This is a genomic window from Ureibacillus galli (genome assembly GCF_014836845.1).
Lineage (GTDB): Bacteria > Bacillota > Bacilli > Bacillales_A > Planococcaceae > Ureibacillus > Ureibacillus galli.
The window spans coordinates 49,707-75,134 of record NZ_JACSQA010000015.1 but is presented as its reverse complement, the minus strand read 5'-3'; the positions used below and the strand labels follow the sequence as shown (position 1 = coordinate 75,134).

Below are 25,428 nucleotides of genomic sequence, written 5' to 3'. Positions count from 1 at the left end.
CCACCCGATTTCCTTTTCTTACCTAAATCATAATTATTCTAGAAGTGTCGTAAATATTTATTGAATGCTTTGGTCTTGGTTTATCGATAGGCGATAAGTATTAGTGTTCGATATATTATTAGACAAATAAAAATTAAAAATGGCCCTCCTTCAACAAACACGAAAATTCTTATTCAATTTAAACACCCGTCAGATTAATAAAATTTACACAAACTCTCACTTATTATTTTACTAAGAGTTCCCCTGGAAACCTGAACTGATAAACTTAAATAGATTTTTGAATATAATGAGCTAGTTCATAAGGTTTTAGCTTTTTTAAATAGTATTCTTCTGCCACCCAATATCGTTTCTTATATTTCTCTAATCTTTCTTCTAAATCTCCAATATATGTATCACGTTGAAGTACACGTTCGTATCTTATTTTTTTAGGACAATCTAAGAAAATGATGTAATCATAAAAATTTTTCCACTCGTCCCGTAAAAGAAAGATGCCTTCTATTATTACAATGCTGTTGGTAGATAAATTAATTATTTTGTTAATATGAGTATCCTTTTCTTTATAATAAAAAGGCAATTTCAAAAATGAAACGTTTTGCTGTATTTTTTGAAAAAGATGTTCGATTAAATATTTGGTATCCCACTGTAATTGATAGTATTCAAACCATTGCTCCTGTCCCGTCTCATATCGCTTGGATCTTTCTACTATATGGTCATCAATATGAATTATCACAATATTATCAAGAATTCCTTTTAGCTGCTTTACAAATGTTGTTTTGCCAGCACCCGATAAGCCATCTAGAGCAACGATATAAGGTCTTGTTGGAATATGTTTTTCGTATCCCTCTTTTATTTGATAAATCAAATTATCATATTCATCCATTTAAATGACATCCCTTCAGATGTTTTAATTTATTGTGATTAGTTTAAGTACCAGTTAATATGGACAAATAAACTAAATTAAGAAGATAGGAAAGACATAATAGCAGATACTTTGCTTCACCATCAACGTTATAACAAATTAATTTACTACTTCCAATAATATTAAGCTATTTGAATGAAAGCGTTAACATGCATGATTCACTCTATTGTATTATGTAGCATATTATCATCTATCATTATGTCCTTAAATGAAAAAGGCGCATTCCTTTTCAAGAAACACGCCAGATTGTTGAATAACCTAGTAGTTTTTTTGACTAGTTTAATCCATTAAATATCTCAATACCAATTTGATCCAAATTCATTCACTTTAAGAGTAATTGCATTCTTTAGCTTGTACTCATTTTTTACGATTGCATTAATAATATGATCTCCTAAAAAATCAGATTTTATGAATAGTAGGAGGAGACGATACATTAGTAGAATTCAAAAGTACTAGCGCAGCATATTCATAAAAGAATTATTGAGGAGTAATTATTACTTAAAAATTGTATTGATGACTTCATCCAACGACATATTACTATCCAATTTGAAGATACCAGGCTTTAAATCATTTTCTAGTCCTCTCTTTTCCACTTCATTGAAAAAGGTCCTAGCATTATCAATGATTTCCCCCTGCACTAATGCCTCTCCAACTTCAATACTTGTCATTCCTGATGCCACATTGATAACCGTACGATAAATTACTTTCTCATTATCTTGCTTTTCCGATTGGTCCGTTTGTTCTTTTTGAGTTTGTTGACCTTCTACTTCTTTTTGCGCAACAGCTTGTTGTTCTTCCCATTCTGTTTTAGTTAAAATAACATATCCAGCATCCGAGAGGCTTGTTTTCATTTCCTCTTTCGTTGGGGACTTTGCTGTCACCTGATCCGTTTGTTCTTTGGGAGTAGACTGTGAAAAATAGACAATTCCACAAACACTCGCACTGATGAGAAGACCTGCAGCAAAGCTATTTATCAGATTAGCTTTCATTTGCTACCTTTCTCCCTTCCTGTTTTAATGACGTATATGGAGCTAGAAGCTTTTCTACCTCTGATGTTTCAAGCTTTAATTTAGCGGCCATAACTTCCACTTTAAAATTTCGATTATATAAATCTAATAATTTTCGCTGTAATTCTCTTTCATCATTACTAAGCCCAACTTTTTGTGAGAGGATTTCATTTTCTAAAGTCAAAACTCGAATTTCGTTTTGAAGCTTAGTAATCTCCTCCATTATCGTCATATATACCGTGTCAATTTCGCGTTGTTCTATTTTTGAAGCTTGTTTATTTTTGTACATAGAATAGATGAGTAGTAGTACTGCCACGATAATTAGTCCAGTTAAAGTCCATTCCATTGTTCAATCCTCCTTTATATAAACTAATTTGACCCAGTAATTATACTTTGAAAACTGCTAAATTTCGATTAAATTCAACAAAACACTACAAAAGTCATTGATAAAAACGTACTGAACGATTAGAAAGTTTCATTTTATACAATTCTCGTCAAAATAAGTTAATAACATATTCTTTTATTTAAAAAGTGTAATTGAAAGAATATTACATGTTAGAAATAAAAACTAGGTTACAAATTAAATGAAGTCTTCTTATATTTGATTTTAATAAATGACAATTAACCCTTAATTTGCTAAATTTAATATAGAAAGGAGTTATACATATGAAGAAACTAGTATTTAGTACAGCACTTATTTTAAGTTTAGCACTAGCCGCTTGTGGAAATGAAGATAGTGCTGAAGATGTTAAAGAAAATGAAGAGAAAACATCTGAGGATCAACAAACTGAAACGTATCATTCAGAAGAGGTTAATTCAGACGTTGAAGAAACAAATGAAGTTGGAACAGAACATGCAACAGAGTCAATAGGTTGGGAAGAAAAAATTAAAGAGATCGCTTCAAATGATGGGGCAGCTTCAGACAAATTTTATGAATTAGAAACATTTTTAATGGAGTACGAAGCTTCCGCTGAAGAAATAGCAACATTTAAATCTGACATCGTTAAGGATTATAAATCCGGAACATACCTTAGTGAATTAGATAATCACGAAAGGATGTTAACTAATATCTTCAAATCTTATTTTGTTGAAAAAAATAGCGAAGGTGCACTGAAAGATTTCGCTTTTGATTATTATCAGAATCTAAAATATGCATACCGTGGTGTTGATTCTCCAGAAAGTGAAGCAGTAAAAGCTAACGAAGATCAAATGAACGAAGCATTAGAACAAATTAATTAAACGTTAAGTCACTCTTATGAGTGACTTTTTTATTACACATTCACGCTTTATCTATCATCAACCTACTTTTAAGTACAATGTTAATGTATCTATGATTATATTCAGTGCCTAGTAATATATTTATCCACTCGAACATTTGCTTGAACTTTAATACCAGCTTTCCTAATTGGAATTTTCCTTCTCTTATTTCATTTTAAGAAGCAATTATTTGTTGTTCATCCACATAGCTAATCATTAAAATTGGGACGGAAGACGTAGTAAAGAAACGAATGTATATGATGATAAATTTAATGTTTATTGCTTTTAAATTCTACCTGTTTGCAGTGCTTTTACCCAATCACTTCTTCCATTTTTTTCACTTTGTATGATAGCAGCCTCTCGACTATAAGGAATAAGTATTTGTTCGATCATCCAGTTATCTTTCCTTTTTGTGACAATTGTATAATTTGCATAAGGAGAACCAGACTCCATTTTGTGATAGATTGGTAATGTATCTTCATAGGCAGGTAATCCAACACTACCCGGATTAATAACTATTTTGTTATTAGGCAAATATACAACTCTAGGTATATGGGTATGTGCACAAAAAATAATATTCTGCGAAATTCCATTAACCAATTTCAAAATATCTTCTGTCTTTTTAAGTGTAGAGCCATTTGAACTCATTTCTTCTAATAAATAGCTTTCATCATTAGTGGGAGTACCGTGACAGAAATAAAAGTCTTCAGTTTGTAAAGAAAAGGGTAAATTCGAAATCCATTCTTTATGCTCTTCTTCCAATAAATTTTGAACATATTGTACTGTTGGATTATTGGAATTGGGATCTAATAAGATTCTATCGCAATTTCCTCTAATATTTTGAATGTTCTCTTTTACTAATAATTTATAAGTTTCTATCGGAAAAAGTGGTCCATATAAGCTGTCACCTAAATTATATATATTTTGAATGCCGCGATTTTTAATATCTAATAGAACTGCTTGTAATGCATCTATATTGCCATGAATGTCAGAAATAATAGCCGTCCTCATCATAAGCTCCCCCTTATATCCTATATCTCTACTCTTTTTAATAACCTACCCGATCGATTAAGTTAAATCCATTAATCTCTCAATTCTATATAATCCAATATTTGAGTTCACTTTCCTAAACATTTCGCCCTTTCATATGAAAAGATACTCTCCTTTTTTAAGGAAAGTATCTGATTGCTGAATTTAATAGAGAAAGTTAGTTAAATAAGAAATCGATCAAGTTCATCGTGGTTTTTTATTATCACTAATGGATTAATGATGCTCTCAAAGTACAGATATTATTTTCCAAATATCCCTTTAAACAAGTTAACATATATACCCAACCTTCTTTTTGGCCTAGTATTTTATTTACTATTTCCGGGTCGTCTTCATTAAAACCTGATTCGGTCACCTCAATAATTGTACTCGTATTATCCAACTCTTTTAATGTAATTTTCACAACCGTTTCTTCATTTGATTCTCCACCCCATGAAAACACGATTTTCTTATTTTCCTCTGCTTCTAATACATTAATAACGAGTTCAGCTTCGTATTCATCATATCTTAATGTAACGGACTTCCCTTGGTCCCATCTTTCGGAACTTGATGAGAACCAAAAATTCCCGATTTTTAAAGGATCTACTATTGCTTCAAACACCTCATTCGTTGGCTTATGTATTTTAAATTTCGTTGTTACTTGAGTAATCATTACAAAATCAACTCACTTTCAGAAAATTTAATACTTTTTCATTATACCCTATGGTAATCTACTTTTACTCCCTAGTACTTCTTTTACTTTGATCAATCGAATTTTTCGTTATTTCATTTGACTAATTACATTTTAGTGTCCCATTATTAGGATAAACACGTGTTGCCCTATATCTCTAATATTCACAATGTGGTAACCACAAATGACTATTAAATAATTAATTACAGCTATTTTTATCAAAAAAATATAAAAAGATGGTCTTCCACAACTGGGAAGACCACTTTTGAATAGAGGAGGGATACTACATTAAAGGGAATTGATATTAGTAGTAATTCTTGCTAAAGAATGCACCAACGATAATTAATAGAATGAACAGTACTACGATTAAAGCAAAACTAAAATTGTTTTGATTATCGTAACTACCGCCTACGTTACTATAAGACATCTATTTCACCTCCCTACCATTAATAATTTATGAAATAAATTTAACATTGTTATGTACAAAAGTGGAATTATATAAAAAAATAAAAAGGACTAGGCAACCTTATGGACGCTTTTAACTCACATAAGTTAAAGAAATGATATATGGATTTTTTCAAAAATAACTTTTACTCATCTTTTAATGACCAAGTAATTTCAATCGTTACCAAAAAAGCTCTAATTGAATTTATGAAATAATGCTATTCAAAAAAATTCAGCACGATGGAAACCATATCATCGCGCTGAAATTTTAGTAACAATTCTTAATAGGTTTAATTAACATTTACATAAGGTTTAGGATTAAGGTGAGCACACTAGGGAGTTTTTCTCTTACACGGTGAATGCGTTTAAGATCAATATTAGATAAAATCAAAGTTTCTTCTTCTCCTCCACTTGCTGTTATAACCCCCATTGGATCCACAATCATACTACGACCAAAAAAGATATTACCTACGAGATTCGAACCACAAACGAACACAGTATTTTCAATGGCTCTAGCACGGATTAGAATTTCCCAATGCGCCTCCTTCAAAGCTCCTGCAAACCAGCCAGCAGGAACAAATAAAATGTCTGCTTCTTGCATTACTAATTGCCTTGAAATTTCTGGAAACATCAATTCGTAACAAGCCATTAAACCTATATTTCCAAATTCCGTGTTCACTACTTGAAACTGGTTCTCCCTGGATATAATCGTATCAAATTCTTTTTCATTTAAAGTATCAAATAAATGGTGCTTTCTATAAGTGTGTAAAATTTGTCCATATCTATCAATAAATACTGTCGTATTATATGCACACTTCCGATCATTATTTTTTGTTTCCAACGTTCCACAAATTACATAAATTTTGTTTTCGCGAGCTGCCTCTGCTATGCATGTAATAAATGGACTATCTATTGATTCAGCCACAACTCTAGGTAAAACATCCGAACTTAGTTAAGGGATTATTAGTAAGCGATACCTACACGTATTTTTATATATTCATTACTTTTTATTAGGCTATATGTAAATTCAGCAGTATCTGACACTGAAATTTTCTTACCACCTTTGGGCAAAAAATTAGTATCTGTACGATAATTTCCTAATTTTTCGCCATCAGGTAAATAGGTAGGACAGACAATCGTCCAATCAAGTGTTGATTGCTTCAACATATCGTAGACTTTATGATGTTCTTCGGCTGCGCGAGTTGACTTTTGCTTAGATTCACTTGACTGATACCGTAATATATTTGGATTAATTCTGCTTTGGAGGATCCCTGCCGTTCCAACCGTAATAATTCTTCGGATTCCTTCGTTTTCCATCGCTTCAATAATCAATGGCATACTTTCTGATAGAGTGGTTGTCCCATCTGTATTGAGAGCACTAATCACAACATCCATTCCATGCAATACCCGTTCAATATCCTCTTGATTCAAAACATTTCCTTGAATGATTGTTAAATTTTTATGATTTAATTGCATTTTTTCTGGATTGCGAACTAGTACTGTTACATGATGTTGATCTTCCAAGGCATAAGTAACTATTTGACGACCAACTCGTCCAGTTCCACCTAAAATTAATAATTTCATAAAAAAACCTCCATTTATTAAACAAAATCTTACGTTATCATAAAATTATTTTATCTTATTAAGTTCTTTACCTCATATTACCGATAGTGGCAATAAGAAAATCCAGGTAAAAATAAGCAACCTGGATTGAACATTTTTATTTACTAACTTTCAATTATAGAACAAAACAAGAATAGTTTCACACAGTTAGTTTTCGCTGCACATAAGTAAAATTAAGCTTGGACATTCAAATTGAAGTTATATTCTATCCTAATAAGTAAGAACAGAATCAACTATTGTCCCCAACTAGAGTATCTATTATCTCCCATTGTATAATTTAAACTTTCTCCAATATTAGTGTTTGGGATTAGATTATGAGAATCGGTAATTTTTTTCTTTCTTCTTAAATCGATTAGCCAAGCAAAAATTAAAATACCAAAAATCGGAAATAAGAAGAACAAAATTGTACTCAAATGAAATCACCTCTTCCTATACCGTATACTCCATAAAGTCCTTTACATTCAATGGATTCACATCAATCTGCTAAGATTTGATTACTTTTTCTTACAAATTTTGTAAACACCTCTGAAATTTCAGGTGCAATCACGTAACTACCCGCAACTAGTGACTATTTTTTGAACTTTTGTTCATTGATTACCTCGAAATGATTCAATTAATGAAGATGGTTTTTTCATTTTCAATTGTCGTGGGATCGTAATTTTTTAAATCTTTAATAGGAATCGTTTCACCATTCATATCATAATATTCAAATTGTCCGATTAAATGATGCGCTAAATAAAGATAGACAATATTCGGCTCGTTTTGGAAAGTCACTTCTACGTAATAATTGGGTAAACCACCAAAAGCCCACTTAGATTCTAGTGTTTTAATTTCCGATTCATCATACCCTCTTATTTCTGTTAAATAATACATCACATCATCGGAAGCCTGATGTTTTTTAAACTGAATAAATATACCGAAAGATAAAATCATTATTACTAATATAACTAGAATAATGGAAATTTTTTTTATTTTAACCACTCCATAAATAGTGTTTATAAACTTAGATAAGTTCGATATTAAAGGAGACTATACCGAAAGGCTAAATTAATACCACTTATAAGCCTTTTTCAAACAATCAGTCTCAACTGGACTGATTGTTTTTTATTTTGACTGTTTTCGTAAAGATTATTATTTTTCCATCTTTTTGTTTCTTTAACTGATACAGGTTACAAACTTTTATATTTTTTTCTAAATGGAAAAAAGACAAATAATAATATGAATCCGACTATTAAAGTTACAATTGGAAATATGAAAGGGAAAAATAAAGTAGGAATACCTTCCCAAGCATCTGTATAATATCCAACCCTATGTGGCCCTAAATTACCAGCATTAAGTAATTCTGTTTGTAACGCATCTCTTTTTGAAAAACTAAAAGAATTATCACTTAACTTTCCATTTTCATCTAATGCATAAAGACTGAACTTCAACTTTTCATCAGGAACCCAGCCAACTATATCTCCGTTTGGCATCTCTTTTTCGTATTCTCTTGTTTTCTTCAAGAGTACAATAAATTCAGTTTTATCATTTTTTTTATCTTCTAAGGTTAAATAAGCAAGCTCACCAAAATATCGATTTAACCCTTCCGCCTCTATCCTTATTGGATACTCATTTAATGTATCTATTACCTTCCCATCTATTTTTAAGGATAAGTCAGCAATGCCAATTATATTTCCCCATGCATCTTTGTAACTTTCACTTTCCTTTATCGTTTCTACTATTTCGACACTATGATTGTTAAAATAAAAAGTCGATGCCATGGGAGGAAACCTTTCGTTTACATTTGTAACGGTATACAGTCCAACCATTCTTTGATTATGTATTAGCTCCATTATCATTTTTGATCCTAGTGGTAGTGAAGTTAAAAATAAAATCACTCCCACTAGAAATAACATTAATCGTTTAATCATATACATTTCACCTCTAAGTTATACGAACTATAGGTTTGGAAGAATAACTTCTAATTAAATCAATCCACTCCATTTTCTAGAATGGTGAAAGTCTTCTTATCACAATTAATTTCTGCCAATGCACCATATGGCAAAATAAATTTCGGTTCAGTATGGCCGAAATTCATATTATACAGAATCGGCAAATCTTCCAAATTATTTTCCTTCATAACGATTTGAATTGCTTCCTTATACTCATCATAATAGTGTTCATCTTGTGGTTTTCCAAAAATAATTCCCTTAGCTTTTTGTAAAATGCCTTGTGCAGCATAATTTCGCAACCAATACTTTATCAGATTTGGTTCTGGTTTTTCTTCAGATGTTTCAAAGAAAAGGATGCTATTTTCCCAACATTTTTTCTCTGGCCAAATTTCTGTTCCTTTTGCAAATTCTAATACTTCAATACAACCACCTATTAAATAGCCTTGTGCTACACCTGATCCTTGAAGTACTTCGTAACCTAAGTTTTTCTTTTTTGTACGGCGACGGTTTTTATTTTCTTCAATCCATTCTAAACGCTCACTTGTCCATTCTTTAGCTGGTTGAATTTCACCAATAACGTCATTTGTAAAGAGAGTTCGATTTACCATCTCAACTGTGTAGGGATCCATCTCCACATTCTCAGCAAAATCGGTTAAAATTGCTGGGCCATAAAAAGAAGATATTCCCCCTTTATGACAAAATAGATGTGAAATGGTCACATCAGAGTATCCCATAAAAATTTTCGGGTTTTCGCGTATAATATTAAAATCAATATAAGGGAGTAATCGAATACTATCTTCTCCACCAATATTTGCAATGATTCCTCGTATACTCTTATCCTGAAATGCCGTCATTAAATCTTCAGCACGAGCTTGTGGGTGTTTATAAAGATATTCTCCACCCTTCAAACTATTTGGCATAGGTATAACTTTTAGTCCAAAAACTTCCTCTAACCTCTTAACACCTTGTTCATAACGCCATCTAAGTGTTGGTTCACCTGCTCCACCCCAGGAAGGGCTTATTGTTGCAATCTTATCTCCCGCCTTTAATTTTTTAGGCTTAATTAACACTTTAATCCCTCCTAATAGTATTTGATTATTTATATATTTCTTAAATTCTATATAAACATCAAATTTACCTCCAGTTATTCAACAATCCTTCCTTTAAATGGGAAAATGCGCATTCTTATCAAAGAATTGCGCCTCATTGTGCAAGTTTAATTTAAACCTCATTACCCATAATTTAACCGCTGATTATTTTGTTTACCTTTCATCACAAATATTTGTATGCATACTTCTATTTTAAGTGTCTAATGCAATCGCATAACTTCCTATACCTTCTTCCCAAGTAACCAATATTTCATATTTTGCTTTACCTTTTTCTTTTACATCCTTAAAGTTATTGTACGTTGCGATTAGGTTATCACGATGATCGTAAACTCTTATTTCGTAATTTAGTGGCTCCTTTTCGAAGTTTAAAGTAATCGGTTCATTTAGATGAACTTTCTTTGCATCTTCTATGTTCACTAATTCTGTTGATGGCACAGAATCTACCTCCATATTAACCATTTGTCCTGTTTTGGAATCGAAATAACTCCAGCTGTAACCACCCTGTATTGTTCTAATTTCTTTTTTACCAAAGGTAATTGTTAATGAAGGTGGTTTTTCGGTCTGGGTCATACTAACTTCTTGGTTAATTTTACTACCACTTGAAGGAACAATTTGCTCTGTCCCAACTTCCTTTAATCGAGTACAACCTACTAAAGCACAAAGAATACATATCACACTAAATAAATAGATTTTTTTCAAAATATCCCCTCCTTTAAATTAGACATACATTTTATAAATAAGTTTCAAAATTCTTATTACGCTAACCTATCCCTTTAGTTTAAGTAAGATTTCTTTACAAATTTTAAAGAATCCTCAGAACATGAAAAAAGGCGCCTTCTTTTCAAAGAAAAGCGCCGAATGTCAAATAGTAATAAGATTTTCTTGGACTGAATTGTCAATTAAATTAGTACCCATTATCAATAATAGGTTCTGAGGTAAAATAACTTAATAATTTATCAAATGAATAGATCTCAGCATATGGTTTTATCTTAGTATCATTTTTTACCTTAAAAGGGTTATACCAAAAAACACAATTCTCATGAAGATAAGTGTTTGTAATCTACTATTTCAATTTTAAAACCATGATTACATATTTTTTGATTAATCTTCACATTATCACAAGAAGGAGATATTCTTACTTTAACCAAATCTTCTTTTACCCCATCATGATCATTTTTCGGGGGGATCTCAATTCTGACAGTAACATCATAGGAATGATTATCATTGTAAGTGATATCAACAATCCTTTTCCATTGCCAGTCAAAGAGGTTATCTCCTCCATACTCGCTGATTACTTTTTTATCAATCGTTGGAAATACTATGTCTGAAATAATGTCCTCTGTTGTGACATACATCTCTTCTGTGTCTGAACTAGCTTCTGATTTTACAAGTTGCGTAGATATTAGAACAATTAATACAAATCCTATTATGGCCAAGTATTGCTTTATCACCATGATTCACCTCAAAGTTCGTTTAATCTTCTTATTCTGTGCAGATTGTTCTTTTTAATTAAACGTACCTGTCCAATCATGGAATAACATTTTCACTTTTTTAGTTTTCAACCGAAACCTTCTTCATCAATCGTTTCAATTTATATTCTGTATCTGTTTCCTCGACCGGTGTATAAATACTACACCGTAAATCCATATCCCCTTGAACCTGAAGTGAAGTTAAATTAAACAACATTTTGCCTGCTTTTGCATGTCTAAATTCAATTATCATTTCGGGAGCCTTACTTACTTGACTTTCTTTCCAAAAATTCTGAAATTCAGAATGGGAATGACTCATTTCTTGAATAAATTGGTTGTACCATTCATCCCCTAAATAATGTCCATAATAGGTACGAAAAATCGCAAGAAAACCTTTTACAAAATGTTCCCAATTGACGGCCAATGTTTTAAATTCTTTTCTAGTAAACAATAAACGAATTAAATTTCTTTGTTCAATAGGTATTTGTTCAAAATCTAAAAAAACATGAGCAGCCGCAGGGTTCCATCCGACTATATGACAATGCCGATCTGTAATGATAGTGGGACAATATGTTAATTCCGATAATATACGTTTTAAGGAAGGGCTAAGTTCTGTTAGAATCTTTTTTTCATTTGTAATTTCTGATTTTGTCTCTAATGCCAGGTCATATAGGTAATCCCTTTCATCATTATTTAATTGTAATGCTGAAGAAATACAATCAAGTACGATTGAAGAAACTTTTATATCTCTTCCTTGCTCTAGCCATGTGTACCAAGTGGTACTCACTCCTGCCAATTGTGCTACCTCTTCTCTTCGTAATCCAGGTGTCCTTCTTCGAGTTCCGGCAGGCAAACCAACAGACTCCGGCTTAATTTGGGCACGCTTAGCCTTTAAGAATGTCGATAATGCTTCAAGCCTAGTTTTATCATTCATTTTTTATAACTCCTTAATTTATCCATTTAACCTATTAGCAATTATACCAGGATAAACTATCCCTTGTAATAGGATAAAAGAGATTTAAAATACAAGTATATGATTGATTTGGAGGGATGAAAAGTGGAAAGAGTTGTAATTACTGGTATGGGAATCGTGTCGCCTATAGGAAATAACATCCAAACATTTTGGAACAATTTAATTAACGGAGAATCTGGTATTTCCACAATCGATAAATTTGATGTTACGAATCAGAAAACAAAAATTGCAGGCGTCATCAAAGATTTTGCAGCAGCTGAAGTTTTAGGAAAGAACGAAGCTAGACGTTTAGATCGTTTTACTCAATTTGCTTCAGCTGCAGCTGAACAAGCTTGGGTAGATTCTAAGTTAGATCTTGATCATATAGATGTAGAAAGGTTAGGCGTATATGTAGGTTCAGGTATAGGGGGAATTGAAACCTTAATTGAAAATATTGATTTACTTAGACAGAAGGGTCCAAGAAGAGTTAGTCCTTCCCTAGTACCTGCCATGATTTCAAATGCTGCTGCTGCACAAATAAGTATCAAGTGGAAGGCAATGGGACCGTCTTTGTCACCCGTTTCCGCTTGTGCTATTGGAAATACAGCTATTGGTGAAGCCTTTAAACTAATTCGTTTGGGAGAAGTTGACGTAATGTTCGCAGGTGGAACAGAAGCAGCTATAACAGATTTATCCATTGCAAGCTTTGGAAATGCTACTGCATTATCAACAAGAAATGACGATCCTGCTAAAGCCAGTCGTCCATTTGATGAAAATCGAGATGGTTTTGTCATGTCAGAGGGAGCCGGAATTTTAATATTAGAATCGTTATCGCATGCTCTACGTAGAAATGCTAAAATCTATGCAGAAGTCATTGGTTATGGTGCAAGTTCCGACGCACACCATATTGTAGCTACACATCCGGAAGGTAAAGGGGCCTATCTTGCAATGAAGGCAGCATTAAAAAATGCAAAGATATCGCCAGATGAAATAGATGTAATTAGTGCCCATGCAACAAGTACAAAAGTAGGAGACATTTCCGAAACAATGGCTATTAAGCAGCTGTTTGGTAAACAAGCTTATCAGATTCCCGTTACTGCTAATAAATCGATGATCGGCCATATGTTAGGAGCAGCAGGCGGGGTTGAAGCGATTGCTTTAGCAATGAGTTTAAAGGAAGGGATAATTCCTCCAACAATTAACTTAGATCATCCGGATCCATTATGCGATCTCGATTATGTACCATCTTTTGCTCGCCAAATGAAAGTAAATATTGGTTTGTCTAACTCATTCGGTTTCGGTGGGCATAATGCGGCAATTGTGTTAAGGAAATATGAATGAATAAACTTTCTTTTGTAAATCTAACCCTTTCTTAAGGAAACGGTTAGATTTTTACCATTAAAAAATCTTTTTATAAAATAATTTTCCTTATCTAAAGAAAGTGTCCGATTGTAAAAATATGCTCAACGCTTTTAATTACCCCCTTTTAGAATGCTCTTAAGCCATTCAATAAATGAATATAACCCTATCATTATACTTCTCTTAAAGTGTTTTCGTTTGACTAAAGATAAACTGATCATTAGGATTCCAAACGTGTAAATCATCAGCAACGTAACCACGTAACCATAATACGCCATCTATTTTTCTTAGGTAAAATCCCTTCGGGTAATCATCTTCATCACGTACTATCTATGATGCGATTGTAATCGATCCGGCAGGAGCTTGATGTTGTGGTAAAGGGCTTTCTGAGTTACTTTCGGGTTGGTCTAGATATTCAAGTCTTAAGTAAGGTCCTAACTCGAGAGGACACAATTCTAACCCTAGCTCTTTCGCTTGTTTATACAATTGAGGCATAGTAGCTCCATTTGGAAAACCACAATCCATAACAGAAAGTTGAACGATATTTAAGCTGTACTTTGATTCAGAAGTGATAAATTTATCATCATACAATAATTTCTTTCCATATTGATTTATCGAGATTGAATGTTGATACAACTTTTGAATTAACTGCATTTTCGTTAGTCCACCAACCTCGATTGCTCTCTCAAAAAAGGGACAATTAAGGTATATTTCCATTGTGCTCTACTCCTTGCATATTATTGAGATTCACAAATACTATTTAAATAAAAAGCTTAAAAAATCTTTTTCAATAGTAAATCAACTATTCATGAAACCTATCCATAGCCTGCTTTTGCTTTTTTATCAATAGTAGCTGTTAGTTGAATTAAAATTAAGACTACCAAGTTAAATTATTTAAGAATGTAAGTAAATCTTTGTTCACTTCGTTAAAGGCACATTTCTTTTTAATAAATGCGCCAATGCTTGAACCGCTTAATTGTTACTTCTCTTTAACTTTCAAATTAATTAAATAAAATCAAAGTTACATTTTTGCTTATTGCTATCTTTCTATTCGTTAATTAAATATTCTAATGAAATTAGTGAATTTTTATTTTGAATGCATCCGTTTGAAAGCATTATATTTCTCATTTGAATATTATCAACTTGAGTTATTCCTAAATAAGACTTTGCTTTAAATTCTTTTTTTAATCTATACAATCCTATTAAATGCAAATTTTTCCCTAAACCTTTCCCTAGAAAATAAGGGTGAATGCCTATCCAAAAATGCGCCCTTCTTGTTCTGTATTCGGTTCTATATGAGGGAAGACTACACCGACAGGTTCATTATGAACTTTATAAACTGTAAACATTTTCTCAATTTTTGATGGAAGCTCCATCTTCATACCAATTAAAAACTTTTCTGTATCCATAAAACTTTTACCCATAACTTCAGATAAAAAAGAGATTGAGTTATTTTCAAAAACTGACCAAACCTCATAATCTAGTCCCGCTATATCGAGGGGCGTTGCAAAAGAACTCCTATACATCATCCTTTCACCAACAATCTTCATTTTATCTCTCGTATAAATTAAGCGGTCTAAAAAAATTTTAGGACATTCAAACTTTACTTTTTTCAATCAATTGTTCCTACTTTGAGTTAAAAGTAAGTTCATCAGCAGATCAATTTCATCAGCTTGATTATCTCTATTCTCTAAAAGTTCCAAAATGATTAAACTATCACTTATTACATAATGAACGCCAAGCTTGTTTAGTTGTTGGAGAAGTTTTTCCATACGCTTCACTCCTCTAACCATTGTTCTACTATTTTATCCATCTCTCTTTCCAAATTCTGTATTTTACCATTATTTAGTTGAGCCAATTTCAAATATTTTTTTGGAAACATTTTTTTTAATGAGGAGTCATACAAACTACCATCTTGCGGTTCTATATATTCAATAACAGAATAATTTTCTTCATCTTTACTTAACCGAATGACTGCAGGTAAAGAATGTCCTGCTTGAATTTCCTTTCCGGTTTCTTTATTAAACCCGGCATAATATGACCACATATAGACGCTTATAATCCCATCCGTCTCATTTGTGCCAAATACTTTATGAATTTCAAATTGCTTATCTGTAGGATAATATGAAGATGAATATTTTTGAATAATGTAATCAGAAATTACTTTATCCATCTCTTCAGCTATATGGTTATCCCCATCTTGTAATTTAACTTCATTGCCACTACAACTAACTAAAATTAATGCGCCTAATAATAAAAATAAAATACTTAATCTTAATGATGTGTTCCTCAAATGGAACCACCTTCCCCTTTTATAAAATAATCTTTTTTATAATAAAAAATTAAAGCATTTTTCTGCTTTCACCATGGGGTTTATTAAAAATTCTTAAAAATTAATCTACATAAATATCCATTTCCATTCCTAAAAAGGCAATTTCAAGAAAAGTGAGACCTATTTTTTTCAGAATCGCAACCGATTGTAAATAAGAAAAATCCTGCATATAAAAATACAGGATTTTTAATCAAACTCTATATTATAACTAACAAAATAGCATTTTTGTTCCCACTTATTTATGGCTACCACTAATTAGTTATGTTCTATTTTTACTCGTTTAACAAAGAATGCAATTACCAAACCAATTACAGCCACCACAATAGCAAAAGTAAATGATCTATGTAATCCTTCTGTAAATGCTAATAAAGGATTCAATGGATTCGCCGCATCTACAGGATTACTTAAATAATCATTACTTCCTGAAGATAATAATGAAATAGCAATAGCGGTACCGATTGCTCCAGCTACTTGTTGTAAAGTATTCATAACAGCTGTTCCATGCGGATATAACTCCGGTGGCAATTGATTTAGCCCATTCGTTTGTGCTGGCATCATGATCATCGATACACCAATCATTAATACAATAAGTAGACCAATAATGAAACCTTTTGAAGTCTCAAGGTCAATTGTAGAGAAACCAAACAATGTTGCTAAAACTAATACGAATCCAGGAATCACTAGCCACTTAGGTCCAAATTTATCAAAAAGTCCACCCATTAATGGGGATAGTAATCCATTCATTAATCCACCTGGTAGTAAAAGTAATCCTGCTGTAAACGTGCTAAGTGCTAGTACAGTCTGTAAATACAGTGGTAATAAGATCATGGAAGAAAGCATCACCATCATAACGATAACTATCAGAATTAAACCAATTACAAACATTGGATATTTAAATACTTTTAAATTCATAATCGGTTGCTTCATTGTTAACTGACGAGTGATAAATAGGAATAACCCAAGAACACCCGCTACTAAGGAGATGATTACTTCAAGGCTTCCCCAACCTCCACCTTCTCCAGCACTACTAAATCCATATACAATTCCTCCAAAACCAATAGTGGATAATAGAATCGAAAAGATATCAATTTTTGGTTTAGTAGGTGTTGTAACATTCTGCATAAAGAAACTACCATATACAATAGCTACTATTAATAACGGTAAAGAAATCCAAAAAATCCAATGCCAAGTTAACCATTTAAGAATCAAACCAGAAATCGTTGGCCCTACAGCTGGTGCAAAGCTAATCACTAACCCCATTAAACCCATAATTTTACCACGATTTTGCGGTGGGATGAGGACAAGAATCGTATTAAACATAAGCGGTAATAAAAGTGCTGTTCCTACTGCCTGAACTACACGAGCGATCATTAACACTGTAAAAGTTGGTGCGATAGCAGCAATAAAAGTACCTATAATTGAAAAAATAAGAGAAGTTATAAATAGTTGTCGAGTCGAAAACCATTGTAAAATCAGACCAGAAACCGGAACTAAAATTCCCAGTGTTAACAAATAGCCAGTTGTTAACCACTGCACAGTAGTTTCATGTATTCCAAAATCCGTAATCAGACTATTTAATGCCATGTTTAATGCCGTTTCACTGAAAAGACCGATAAAACCAGCGATTAGAAATGAGACGATAATAGGTACTGTTTTAATATTATTTTTTGCATTGGTCAAACCATTGTCTGCGGAAATATCTACGTTCATAATTTTTCTCCCTTTAATTCATTATTTATTTGTTTAATGATGCATGGTGGAGCCTTCTGATAGGTTTGGTTTAATATCATATAACCTCTCTTGTCATTCAGCTTATTTACCATTAAATCAAAGTCATTTTAGGTCATAAATCTCTGAATTCTCGCTCCCCATCCATCCCGAATTTTTTATAGATTAATTTGGAAGCATACCTCTTTACTACGTCTCTATGTATCAGAAAGATTATAATGCATATTCAAGAATTGTATTACAGAGGATTTACTTATTCATTTTTTACAAATTCCTTTTCAGGTAGCCCCAATATATCTGTATTTTTAGGTATATGGCCAAGTAAACGTAGCATCGTTACGATTTGCCCTTTATGGTGGGATTCATGAATAATTGAATGGATTAATAATTGATGTGGTGTTTTTCTTATGAACCCACTACCTACTCTCCACGCAGGTTCTTTTTCAATAAACGTATCAAATTGATTTGTGAATTGTTCAAAAACTCTCTCTACATATTCATTGTTTAAAATAGCGTTGAATATCGTCCACCTGCATATTTTTAACAACTTCCTTTTTTAATAATGGCGATGATGTTTCTGATAGCACAAAAGAACCTAACCACGCATGATAGCAACCCGCTATATGAACTAAAGAATCTCTAATGCTCTGAAAGCCAAATTCAAACTCTTTAGTAAATTCATCTTCATTTAATTCGCTACACTGATCTAATAAAATTTGACGTGTTTGTTTTATCCATTCATATTCTTTCTTTTCCAAAGGAACCTCCAATATCAAAATTAAGTGGATTTTTCACTTTACTATACACTAAATAATCGTATCATTACATCCATTTTGTTTATAATTTTGCTTTTTTAACAATTATTAACACGACTTTAATAAACGTTTCTACTTTAACAAAATATTCATTCTGTTATTTCATAAACTGTATTTTAAGAAAAATGATTATTTATATTTAATTATAAGAGGTCCAAATTCTATACTTAAATTTACCATCTACTTGAATCTCATCTCTATGCAAAATAACTTGTACATTAACGTATTCCGCCCATTCTGGTATTAATTTAGTTAAATAATCAATTACCTTTATATCAGGTGTTGCATAACCTACAAGTTCTTTTCTAAAAAAGCAATATGCGAAATCTTGATACAAGGAATCCGTCCATTCATGTACTTCAAACTGAGAATCAAAAATCCTTTCATCTTCTCGATATTGTCCATTTACCCAGTGTATTTCCAACTCCATCCCCCCTTATATAAATTCCTATTTTTTATGTATATGTCAAAAATATGCCCTTTCAGGAGAAGGACGCTTTCCAAATTTTCTGGAAAGCGACCATCTATGGAATAACAATTTTGAATTATTTTACGAATCCGTACTTTCAAGATTCGTTTCAATTACTTCATTATCATATGCCTTCCCATCGGCAATATTCAATATTTCCAATATATATACCATTTCGGATTTAAGATTTCGCCTAATTACTAAAATGGGGACATTAAAGAAATAACTAAAAACGTTACTTGACTCTGAAAATTAATCATTTTGGAAACCACGTATAATCTCCTGGACAATAGGTGTCGATTTTCTCGTTCTCAAGTCAAACATCACCTCTGTCACCGTTGCTTCAGTAATAACTTCATTTTTCTGATTGAGAATTCTTTGCTCAAAGGAAAAGCTCGTATTGCCCAATCGCAATGGGTTCGTTTCAACGATTAAGTACTCACCTAACTTGGCTTCCTTCCTATACAGCACCTCTATCTTTAATACAACAGACTCTATACTTTTTTTGTGTAAACTTTCGAATGATAGGCCCGTCTTCTTAAACCAGTCTGTTCGACCATCTTGAAGGTACTGAAAATAAACAATGTGATTCACATGACCTAAACTATCAATATCCTCTTCTTTTACGACGATTTCTATTATCGAATTCATTTACCTCACCCTTTCCCGGTGCATATTTAGTCTAAGTTATTATGCATAAAGGATAAAAATTCCTTCTTTCCTATAATTGTTTAGGTGTCATCATCAACAATATGGACGCGTATAGAAAAACATCATTCATCTATCATTATTGAAATAACAAAAAGAGGGTCATTTATCATAGAAAAAGAACCCCATTCGAGGTTCCTTAACCAATACTGTAATGTAGTAGTAAAGTTTTTACTTCGATGTAGGAGATTCACTTATTCTTCATCGACAACTATTCTTGATTTCTATTTCGAATTTCCTTTTGCACTTTTCGCAATGCCTTTTTTGAACCCCTCTCTAGGTCATGCTGCAGCTTTCTTTCTTGATAATTCGTAAATAAGGTGTTGATATCATACCCTTCAGGATATAATTGACTTGCTTTAATATCCAATTGAATCCGTTTAATATTAACTTCCAATATTTCACCTTTATAAAATAATTTAATGTTATTAAATTTATCTTTCGGCTCAAAGACAATGGCATAATCATCTTGGCTGATTAATTTTACCCGATCACCGATATCATAATGTTCTGTCTCTAATTGCTTTTGTGCTTCATGTACTTGTTTTTTTATTTTGTTTTCGTTGATTACTTCGAGATTATAATTTTTATTTTCTATATAGGATTGAGCCCGCTTCAAAACATTCTCACGGATATTCATCTTACCGGAAATCCAAAGTGCATTACTCTCTCCTGATTTCCCTATTAATAACTTATACAACGGCTTCAATTCAGCGCTATCAAATAACATGGCCGCATTCATAAAGTCATCGTGCATTTCAGAATAGCGTTTAATTTCCCCATAATGAGTTGTTGCAATTGTAATACATCCCATATGGTAAAACTCTTCTAAAATGGCGATGGCTAAAGCAGCACCTTCATTTGGCTCCGTTCCACTTCCAATTTCATCAAATAATAACAGCGTATTATTAGTAGCTTTACTCATAATCTCTGAAATATTTTTCATATGGGAAGAAAAAGTACTTAGTGCATTTTCTATACTTTGATTATCCCCTATATCCACAAAGACGTGATCAAAAATAGCAATTTCCGTTCCTGGTTTTGCCATAATATGAATCCCCGACATGACAGCTAAAGTTAAAATTCCAATTGTCTTTAATACGACAGTTTTCCCACCCGCATTTGGACCTGTAATAACTAGGCTTCTATAATCCTTTCCAATTTCAAAATCTAATGGGACAATGTTGCCTTCTAATAATGGGTGTTTACTATCGATTAATTTTATATAGCCGTAATTATTGATCTTCGGTTCGATAGCATCCGTACTTTTACTATACTTGGCCTTCGCAAAAATCATGTCGTACTGACTAATGCAGTCAATATTAACTCTTATTTCATGTAAAGATTCATAAATCGCTCCGGTCAACGTTGCTAAAATTTGATATTCTTCAACGGATTCTTCTGATTTTAAACTCACTAATTCTATATTAAGCTTCGCAACAGTCTCAGGTTCAATGAATACTGTAGATCCTTTAGAAGATGTTTCAATAATCGTTCCTGCTACATGATTTTTAAAGGACGCTTTAATTGGAATCGTGAAACGGTCGTCTTTTTTACTAATATAAAATTCTTGGATATATTCTTTATTGGCTCCACTTTTCAGAAACTTATTCAGTCGTTCTTCAATTTTCTCTTCTACTTTCGCTATCTGATTTCTAATGCGTTTTAATTCTTTACTAGCGCCTGAATCAACTCGATTTCCTTTAATAGCAAATAAAATATCCTCTTCAATATTGCGTAATTCCGTGATAGAAAGTGCATAGGAATAAAGTACAGGGGCAAAAAATTCCTTATCCGCCATGAACTTCTTGATTTTTCTACATCCCCTTAAAAAATCAGCAACTGCAAGTAATTCTGTCGGCGTTAATATCAACCCTTTTTCTAATTTTTCAATATGGTTTGTTATATTGGAAATGCCAGTCAATGGCAAATGCTTTTCAGCGTCCAATAACTTTCTCGCCTCACTCGTTTCATTTAAACGATTACGAACAACTTTTAAATTCGAACTAGGTTCTAATTTTTCGATTAACTCTTTTCCTAAACTACTGACACAGTGGTTTTTAACTTTATTTTTTAATTCTTGGTAGTGTAATTTTTCAAAGGTCATATGATTCATATTATCATCCTCATTCCAAATAAAATAAGCCCGCTAAAGCCTTCCCTACCTTCCAATTTAAACCATCAAATTGGACAGAAAGCTTCCGCGGGCATAATCTTGTAGAAACAAGATCATATTTCGAAGAGCATAATCAAATAAGACTTAGCTATGTGAAGCTTTATGTCTTACATTTTATGCTAAACGAATATATGGAAAGAGAAGCAGTCTGATAGTAGGTACTCAAAAATGTTAAAATAACATATTTGAAAAAAGGCATACTTAATAAACTGGCTTTAACCAGAAAATAAGTACCTTATTCAACTAAAAACAATTAGTTGACACCTACTACCGACATAATTCACCACACCTTTTTGTATTATGAGATTAATGTAGCATGGAAAGGATGTTTCGTCAAACAGCATGGATGATTATTTCTTTCCCAAAATATTGTAAAAATATGTTATTATATATTCGTATTCTCCCTAAAAGAAAGGTGTGTTTCTTGATGCAAATGACCATTGCACGTGCTATGACACGTAAAAAAACGATAAAAGCCCAATTGGATAAAATTATAGAAGATATTTCGAATCACAGTGCTATTAATAATAAAAGATTACATATCTTATCAAACGAAAAATCAGATATTAAAAAAAATCACCGTGAGGCTACTGAAAAAGTAAAATCATTATTTCAACAATTTCACGATCTAAAAGATAACTATATAAAGCTCACATTAGCTATCAACAAAGCGAATTTAGAAACAGAAATAATTGTTGCAGGTAAAACGTTAAAAATTGCTGAAGCATTAGTTTATAAAAATGACATACAAGAGTATTTATCAAATTTGAAAACCGCTTATCAACATGCTGTAAAAAAAGCAACACGAGAAGTTGATACATTTAATCAAAACATGAAAACAGAAGGTTTATCGGAGCAGGTGAAAAAAGAAGTTCTTGCTGATGTGTTATACTTAGTTCCAATCGAAAAAATAGATGAACTTGATTCATTTTTAGTTGAGTTTATGACTGAGATTGATGGTACTTTAAATGAAGTGAATGCTAGAACATTAATTGACGTCGATATTGATTAAATTTCAATGTTGCTTGCATACCGTTGTAAATCACTAAAAATCAGTCACACTCATATGGGTTTGCTAGAGATAGCAAACGTTTTAAATCAAAAGACATTTAGTGTTCAGTAATGAGTGTTCAGTGTTTAGTACTTAAGCAAATCAGTGATTAGTATGGAGTGTTTAGTATTCATAAAATCCTACCATACAACTTTGAAGTTTTCTTCGAGGTAAATGACTGTCCTTGTGGTTTCATAGGTAGGCTGGTTTGTAAGCAATCTTACATAAAACAGAAAAGTCGAAAAGAGGATGTATGAGGTGGATATCTCTTACATCCTCTTTTCATATTCATCTTGTTATTCCAATATAAGAGGTACAACAACAAATATTATTCGGTTACACCATTTCGTATAATTTCTGTATCAACCTTTACATTGACCTTCATTTCCGGATACAATTCACGCCATTTTTCTTCCGTTAATTTAGAGTTTCTTACTTGAGCATAAAAATGTTCGCCAAAGCCAAAAATATCGGAATTCACTTCTTGACTATATTCAATAATCCTTTTTATTTCAGATTCCATTTTTTTATTTATTTCTTCTTCTATTTTTTCTGTTATTTTTTTATCCCCAACCGAAAGGCTGGAATGAATCTCTACCAATCGACAATCTAACTTAATATTTAAATCAATTTCATTTTTATTATGGTCGGTTATTTCTAATTTTCTTTTTGAATTAATAGCATCAATGGCAATTGGTAAATCTTCTGGTAGGTTTTCGGGTGGATTTTTAGAATGATTGAGTAATTCTGCTGGTAAAACCAGTTGCGCTGTTCCATCTTTAATATCTTTTCTCGTCAACATAATATAGAAAACATCGGTTGCCGGTAGATTACCTACCATCTTCCCTTCCTTAAATAAAGCAACCCCTGAAATATCGATATATTCCTCAATCTTTTTTATTATTGGTAGAGCAAAGTCTCGTAATGGTGAAGAAATATCTCTTTCAACTTCATGAAACGTGGAAGAAATCATTTGTTGCTGTTTAATGTTATGATCCAATAAATTAAATATATGTTGACCAACATCTGTAATGTTTTCATACTTGTTTTCTAGTAATGTTTTTGTTTTCCCTAACTACACTTAAGTAAATACTTGTGGCCATTTCAGGATTCATTGCAATAGTGTGAACGGCTTCCTCTAAACCTTCTTTCGCTAAGTCATCTCCAAACAAAACGACCCTCAACTGACCGGTTCCGAGTTTTTTAGCTATTTCTAAATCAACTTTGAGTTTGGATTCTTTACTCGTTGCAGCTGTTTCGGAGTGAATTTCAATATTACTTTGAAATTCTGGATTAATTTGACGAACCACTGCTGTTGCAGACAAAAGATCTTCTTCTTTATCATAACCAATTAAAGTGACTATGCTAATTCTCTCAAGTAATTTTGTTTCCGTACAAGCAGTGAGAATTAAGCAGATAGAAATAAAAAATATAAACCATTTTAACTTACGCTTTTTAAACATAATGTTTTTCTCCAATTTTTTACTTAAAACTAGAATTATCCTTAGTGTAATAAAATATACATTTTTTCAGGATGCAAAACTTGTTCATGGAGTGCCAAAACATTATTAGGAATGGTCATTTTGCCTCCTTTAGATAAATGAAATGAATAACGTAAAAAGAAATCCCTGTCATTAATATATTATTAATGACTAATAACCAAGCTTCTCTTGTGTCCATTTAGTTTTCAAAAAAAAATTCCAAAAGAAATGCTTTCTTAAAAAGGTGTAACACCAGGAAGGTATTCATAATATTAATCCCTATATTTATTTATTATTAATGCACCAAAATTTGTAAAGTATTTGTAAACCCATCATTTTATTAATTTCAGAAAAATGTTAAATATTGAGAGATTATCTTCAATCCCTTTAGATCAATTGTTATACTTTAAGAAGTAGGAAAATTCCTTTCTTTTTGATGCTACAATCCATTGTGTATATCTCACTTAAATACTTGTCTGCTGTAACAGTTAACCTTAAGGATTTTAGTATGGTGGCTTTGTGGACGATGCTATTAAAACATTTAATAATATGCTTTGGTCAATTATATATGGATGTAATTGGAAATGTTAGGAGCGTTCTATAATGAGACTAAAATTGAGTTTATTCGTTATGATTATTATAACGGCTATCATGATTTATCAAGTGATAATTAGAGATCATTGGTCTCTAAAGGTATCAGCACTCTTCGTTATAATTTACCCTGTTGCAGTAATAGTAAATATAACGAAAATAATGATTGAGGAGAGTAAACAAAAATAGTCTTTATTAAATTATTTACCATTTGGTTAACAAGATTATCTTTAATATTTTTTTGCGTATGAAATAGCCATTTCCCTTAGCAATTTGCCCCATGCACATTC

General features: G+C 32.0%; 29 protein-coding genes and 2 pseudogenes. 4 read left to right on the top strand and 27 right to left on the bottom strand.

Annotation, left to right across the window (positions count from 1 at the left end):
- Positions 1–265: 265 nt before the first annotated feature.
- From H9636_RS11080 to H9636_RS11070, 3 genes are all read right to left on the bottom strand, one after another.
- Positions 266–880 (bottom strand): kinase, encoded by a 615-nt coding sequence (locus H9636_RS11080; RefSeq protein WP_191707668.1) that lies wholly within the window; start codon positions 878–880, stop codon positions 266–268.
- A 533-nt stretch (positions 881–1,413) separates the two neighbouring features.
- Complete coding sequence (locus H9636_RS11075) at positions 1,414–1,908, bottom strand: hypothetical protein (protein WP_191707667.1); 495 nt, start codon at positions 1,906–1,908, stop codon at positions 1,414–1,416.
- Positions 1,898–2,272: a hypothetical protein gene (locus tag H9636_RS11070; protein WP_191707666.1), complete on the bottom strand. Its 375-nt coding sequence runs from the start codon at positions 2,270–2,272 to the stop codon at positions 1,898–1,900. Before H9636_RS11070 ends, H9636_RS11075 begins: the two co-directional genes overlap by 11 nt.
- Positions 2,273–2,592: 320 nt before the next feature.
- Here H9636_RS11070 and H9636_RS11065 point away from each other — a divergent pair, with 320 nt between their 5' ends.
- Positions 2,593–3,165: a hypothetical protein gene (locus H9636_RS11065; protein WP_191707665.1), complete on the top strand. Its 573-nt coding sequence runs from the start codon at positions 2,593–2,595 to the stop codon at positions 3,163–3,165.
- Between the two features lie 303 nt (positions 3,166–3,468).
- Here the strand turns inward: H9636_RS11065 and H9636_RS11060 are convergent, their stop codons facing one another.
- The 12 genes from H9636_RS11060 to H9636_RS11005 all read right to left on the bottom strand — a co-directional run bounded on the left by H9636_RS11060 (position 3,469) and on the right by H9636_RS11005 (position 12,410).
- Entirely contained in the window at positions 3,469–4,194 is a 726-nt protein-coding gene (locus H9636_RS11060; protein ID WP_191707664.1) for a metallophosphoesterase family protein, read from the bottom strand.
- Between the two features lie 244 nt (positions 4,195–4,438).
- A complete protein-coding gene (locus H9636_RS11055; RefSeq protein ID WP_191707663.1) occupies positions 4,439–4,882 on the bottom strand; it encodes an SRPBCC family protein in 444 nt (147 codons plus the stop codon).
- A gap of 322 nt (positions 4,883–5,204) precedes the next feature.
- Positions 5,205–5,327 (bottom strand): YjcZ family sporulation protein, encoded by a 123-nt coding sequence (locus H9636_RS11050; protein ID WP_191707662.1) that lies wholly within the window; start codon positions 5,325–5,327, stop codon positions 5,205–5,207.
- A 318-nt stretch (positions 5,328–5,645) separates the two neighbouring features.
- Positions 5,646–6,269, bottom strand: a complete 624-nt coding sequence (locus tag H9636_RS11045) for a nitrilase-related carbon-nitrogen hydrolase (RefSeq protein WP_191707661.1) — start codon at positions 6,267–6,269, stop codon at positions 5,646–5,648.
- Positions 6,270–6,307: 38 nt separating this feature from the next.
- Positions 6,308–6,928: an NAD(P)-dependent oxidoreductase gene (locus H9636_RS11040; protein WP_191707660.1), complete on the bottom strand. Its 621-nt coding sequence runs from the start codon at positions 6,926–6,928 to the stop codon at positions 6,308–6,310.
- A gap of 272 nt (positions 6,929–7,200) precedes the next feature.
- Complete coding sequence (locus H9636_RS11035) at positions 7,201–7,380, bottom strand: hypothetical protein (RefSeq protein WP_191707681.1); 180 nt, start codon at positions 7,378–7,380, stop codon at positions 7,201–7,203.
- A 196-nt stretch (positions 7,381–7,576) separates the two neighbouring features.
- On the bottom strand, positions 7,577–7,948 hold the full coding sequence (locus tag H9636_RS11030) for a DUF3139 domain-containing protein (protein ID WP_318241016.1): 372 nt from the start codon (positions 7,946–7,948) through the stop codon (positions 7,577–7,579).
- Between the two features lie 188 nt (positions 7,949–8,136).
- Entirely contained in the window at positions 8,137–8,877 is a 741-nt protein-coding gene (locus H9636_RS11025) for a hypothetical protein (RefSeq protein WP_191707658.1), read from the bottom strand.
- A 59-nt stretch (positions 8,878–8,936) separates the two neighbouring features.
- Positions 8,937–9,968 (bottom strand): S66 family peptidase, encoded by a 1,032-nt coding sequence (locus tag H9636_RS11020; protein WP_191707657.1) that lies wholly within the window; start codon positions 9,966–9,968, stop codon positions 8,937–8,939.
- A 231-nt stretch (positions 9,969–10,199) separates the two neighbouring features.
- Positions 10,200–10,706, bottom strand: a complete 507-nt coding sequence (locus tag H9636_RS11015; RefSeq protein WP_191707656.1) for a hypothetical protein — start codon at positions 10,704–10,706, stop codon at positions 10,200–10,202.
- A 338-nt stretch (positions 10,707–11,044) separates the two neighbouring features.
- Complete coding sequence (locus H9636_RS11010) at positions 11,045–11,461, bottom strand: hypothetical protein (protein WP_225230182.1); 417 nt, start codon at positions 11,459–11,461, stop codon at positions 11,045–11,047.
- Between the two features lie 97 nt (positions 11,462–11,558).
- Positions 11,559–12,410 carry a helix-turn-helix transcriptional regulator gene (locus H9636_RS11005; protein WP_191707655.1) on the bottom strand — a complete coding sequence of 284 codons (852 nt, stop codon included), beginning with the start codon at positions 12,408–12,410 and terminating at the stop codon, positions 11,559–11,561.
- A 123-nt stretch (positions 12,411–12,533) separates the two neighbouring features.
- Here H9636_RS11005 and fabF point away from each other — a divergent pair, with 123 nt between their 5' ends.
- Positions 12,534–13,769, top strand: coding sequence for a beta-ketoacyl-ACP synthase II (gene fabF, locus H9636_RS11000; protein ID WP_191707654.1), 1,236 nt, complete (start codon positions 12,534–12,536; stop codon positions 13,767–13,769).
- A gap of 201 nt (positions 13,770–13,970) precedes the next feature.
- Here the strand turns inward: fabF and H9636_RS10995 are convergent.
- The 10 genes and pseudogenes from H9636_RS10995 to H9636_RS10960 form a co-directional block, all read right to left on the bottom strand.
- A pseudogene (locus H9636_RS10995) lies at positions 13,971–14,504 on the bottom strand (helicase).
- Between the two features lie 536 nt (positions 14,505–15,040).
- Positions 15,041–15,403 carry a hypothetical protein gene (locus tag H9636_RS19075; protein ID WP_225230181.1) on the bottom strand — a complete coding sequence of 121 codons (363 nt, stop codon included), beginning with the start codon at positions 15,401–15,403 and terminating at the stop codon, positions 15,041–15,043.
- A complete protein-coding gene (locus H9636_RS19070; RefSeq protein WP_225230180.1) occupies positions 15,404–15,559 on the bottom strand; it encodes a hypothetical protein in 156 nt (51 codons plus the stop codon).
- 5 nt (positions 15,560–15,564) lie between these two features.
- A complete protein-coding gene (locus tag H9636_RS10985; RefSeq protein ID WP_191707653.1) occupies positions 15,565–16,080 on the bottom strand; it encodes a hypothetical protein in 516 nt (171 codons plus the stop codon).
- Between the two features lie 294 nt (positions 16,081–16,374).
- On the bottom strand, positions 16,375–17,829 hold the full coding sequence (locus H9636_RS10980) for a DHA2 family efflux MFS transporter permease subunit (protein ID WP_191707652.1): 1,455 nt from the start codon (positions 17,827–17,829) through the stop codon (positions 16,375–16,377).
- A 271-nt stretch (positions 17,830–18,100) separates the two neighbouring features.
- The gene (locus H9636_RS19260; RefSeq protein WP_263604161.1) at positions 18,101–18,394 is read right to left on the bottom strand and encodes a DinB family protein; all 294 of its coding nucleotides are present in this window, start codon (positions 18,392–18,394) and stop codon (positions 18,101–18,103) included.
- Positions 18,345–18,605, bottom strand: a complete 261-nt coding sequence (locus H9636_RS19255) for a DinB family protein (RefSeq protein ID WP_263604160.1) — start codon at positions 18,603–18,605, stop codon at positions 18,345–18,347. Before H9636_RS19255 ends, H9636_RS19260 begins: the two co-directional genes overlap by 50 nt.
- Before the next feature lie 196 nt (positions 18,606–18,801).
- Positions 18,802–19,086 (bottom strand): hypothetical protein, encoded by a 285-nt coding sequence (locus H9636_RS10970; RefSeq protein ID WP_191707651.1) that lies wholly within the window; start codon positions 19,084–19,086, stop codon positions 18,802–18,804.
- A 297-nt stretch (positions 19,087–19,383) separates the two neighbouring features.
- Complete coding sequence (locus tag H9636_RS10965) at positions 19,384–19,782, bottom strand: acyl-CoA thioesterase (protein WP_191707650.1); 399 nt, start codon at positions 19,780–19,782, stop codon at positions 19,384–19,386.
- A gap of 268 nt (positions 19,783–20,050) precedes the next feature.
- Positions 20,051–21,955 carry an endonuclease MutS2 gene (locus H9636_RS10960; RefSeq protein WP_191707649.1) on the bottom strand — a complete coding sequence of 635 codons (1,905 nt, stop codon included), beginning with the start codon at positions 21,953–21,955 and terminating at the stop codon, positions 20,051–20,053.
- A gap of 484 nt (positions 21,956–22,439) precedes the next feature.
- Here H9636_RS10960 and H9636_RS10955 point away from each other — a divergent pair, with 484 nt between their 5' ends.
- The gene (locus H9636_RS10955; RefSeq protein WP_191707648.1) at positions 22,440–23,027 is read left to right on the top strand and encodes a hypothetical protein; all 588 of its coding nucleotides are present in this window, start codon (positions 22,440–22,442) and stop codon (positions 23,025–23,027) included.
- A 367-nt stretch (positions 23,028–23,394) separates the two neighbouring features.
- On the opposite strand, the gene H9636_RS10950 is transcribed toward H9636_RS10955, so the two are convergent.
- A complete protein-coding gene (locus tag H9636_RS10950) occupies positions 23,395–23,907 on the bottom strand; it encodes a Ger(x)C family spore germination C-terminal domain-containing protein (protein ID WP_451923565.1) in 513 nt (170 codons plus the stop codon).
- 114 nt (positions 23,908–24,021) lie between these two features.
- Positions 24,022–24,529, bottom strand: a pseudogene (locus H9636_RS10945) (Ger(x)C family spore germination protein); the annotation flags it as partial.
- 621 nt (positions 24,530–25,150) lie between these two features.
- Between H9636_RS10945 and H9636_RS10940 the strand changes: the two are divergent.
- Positions 25,151–25,327, top strand: a complete 177-nt coding sequence (locus tag H9636_RS10940) for a hypothetical protein (RefSeq protein WP_191707645.1) — start codon at positions 25,151–25,153, stop codon at positions 25,325–25,327.
- The last annotated feature ends 101 nt before the right edge of the window (positions 25,328–25,428 follow it).

What these genes read in the sequence shown, in the direction of transcription:
- H9636_RS11080 (WP_191707668.1), bottom strand. Translation starts at nt 880, where the DNA reads ATGGATGAATATGATAATTTGATTTATCAAATAAAAGAGGGATACGAA.
- H9636_RS11075 (WP_191707667.1), bottom strand. Translation starts at nt 1,908, where the DNA reads ATGAAAGCTAATCTGATAAATAGCTTTGCTGCAGGTCTTCTCATCAGT.
- H9636_RS11070 (WP_191707666.1), bottom strand. Translation starts at nt 2,272, where the DNA reads ATGGAATGGACTTTAACTGGACTAATTATCGTGGCAGTACTACTACTC.
- H9636_RS11065 (WP_191707665.1), top strand. Translation starts at nt 2,593, where the DNA reads ATGAAGAAACTAGTATTTAGTACAGCACTTATTTTAAGTTTAGCACTA.
- H9636_RS11060 (WP_191707664.1), bottom strand. Translation starts at nt 4,194, where the DNA reads ATGAGGACGGCTATTATTTCTGACATTCATGGCAATATAGATGCATTA.
- H9636_RS11055 (WP_191707663.1), bottom strand. Translation starts at nt 4,882, where the DNA reads ATGATTACTCAAGTAACAACGAAATTTAAAATACATAAGCCAACGAAT.
- H9636_RS11050 (WP_191707662.1), bottom strand. Translation starts at nt 5,327, where the DNA reads ATGTCTTATAGTAACGTAGGCGGTAGTTACGATAATCAAAACAATTTT.
- H9636_RS11040 (WP_191707660.1), bottom strand. Translation starts at nt 6,928, where the DNA reads ATGAAATTATTAATTTTAGGTGGAACTGGACGAGTTGGTCGTCAAATA.
- H9636_RS11025 (WP_191707658.1), bottom strand. Translation starts at nt 8,877, where the DNA reads ATGATTAAACGATTAATGTTATTTCTAGTGGGAGTGATTTTATTTTTA.
- H9636_RS11010 (WP_225230182.1), bottom strand. Translation starts at nt 11,461, where the DNA reads ATGGTGATAAAGCAATACTTGGCCATAATAGGATTTGTATTAATTGTT.
- H9636_RS11005 (WP_191707655.1), bottom strand. Translation starts at nt 12,410, where the DNA reads ATGAATGATAAAACTAGGCTTGAAGCATTATCGACATTCTTAAAGGCT.
- H9636_RS19070 (WP_225230180.1), bottom strand. Translation starts at nt 15,559, where the DNA reads ATGGAAAAACTTCTCCAACAACTAAACAAGCTTGGCGTTCATTATGTA.
- H9636_RS10980 (WP_191707652.1), bottom strand. Translation starts at nt 17,829, where the DNA reads ATGAACGTAGATATTTCCGCAGACAATGGTTTGACCAATGCAAAAAAT.
- H9636_RS10965 (WP_191707650.1), bottom strand. Translation starts at nt 19,782, where the DNA reads ATGAATTCGATAATAGAAATCGTCGTAAAAGAAGAGGATATTGATAGT.
- H9636_RS10960 (WP_191707649.1), bottom strand. Translation starts at nt 21,955, where the DNA reads ATGAATCATATGACCTTTGAAAAATTACACTACCAAGAATTAAAAAAT.
- H9636_RS10950 (WP_451923565.1), bottom strand. Translation starts at nt 23,907, where the DNA reads ATGGTAGGTAATCTACCGGCAACCGATGTTTTCTATATTATGTTGACG.
- H9636_RS10940 (WP_191707645.1), top strand. Translation starts at nt 25,151, where the DNA reads ATGAGACTAAAATTGAGTTTATTCGTTATGATTATTATAACGGCTATC.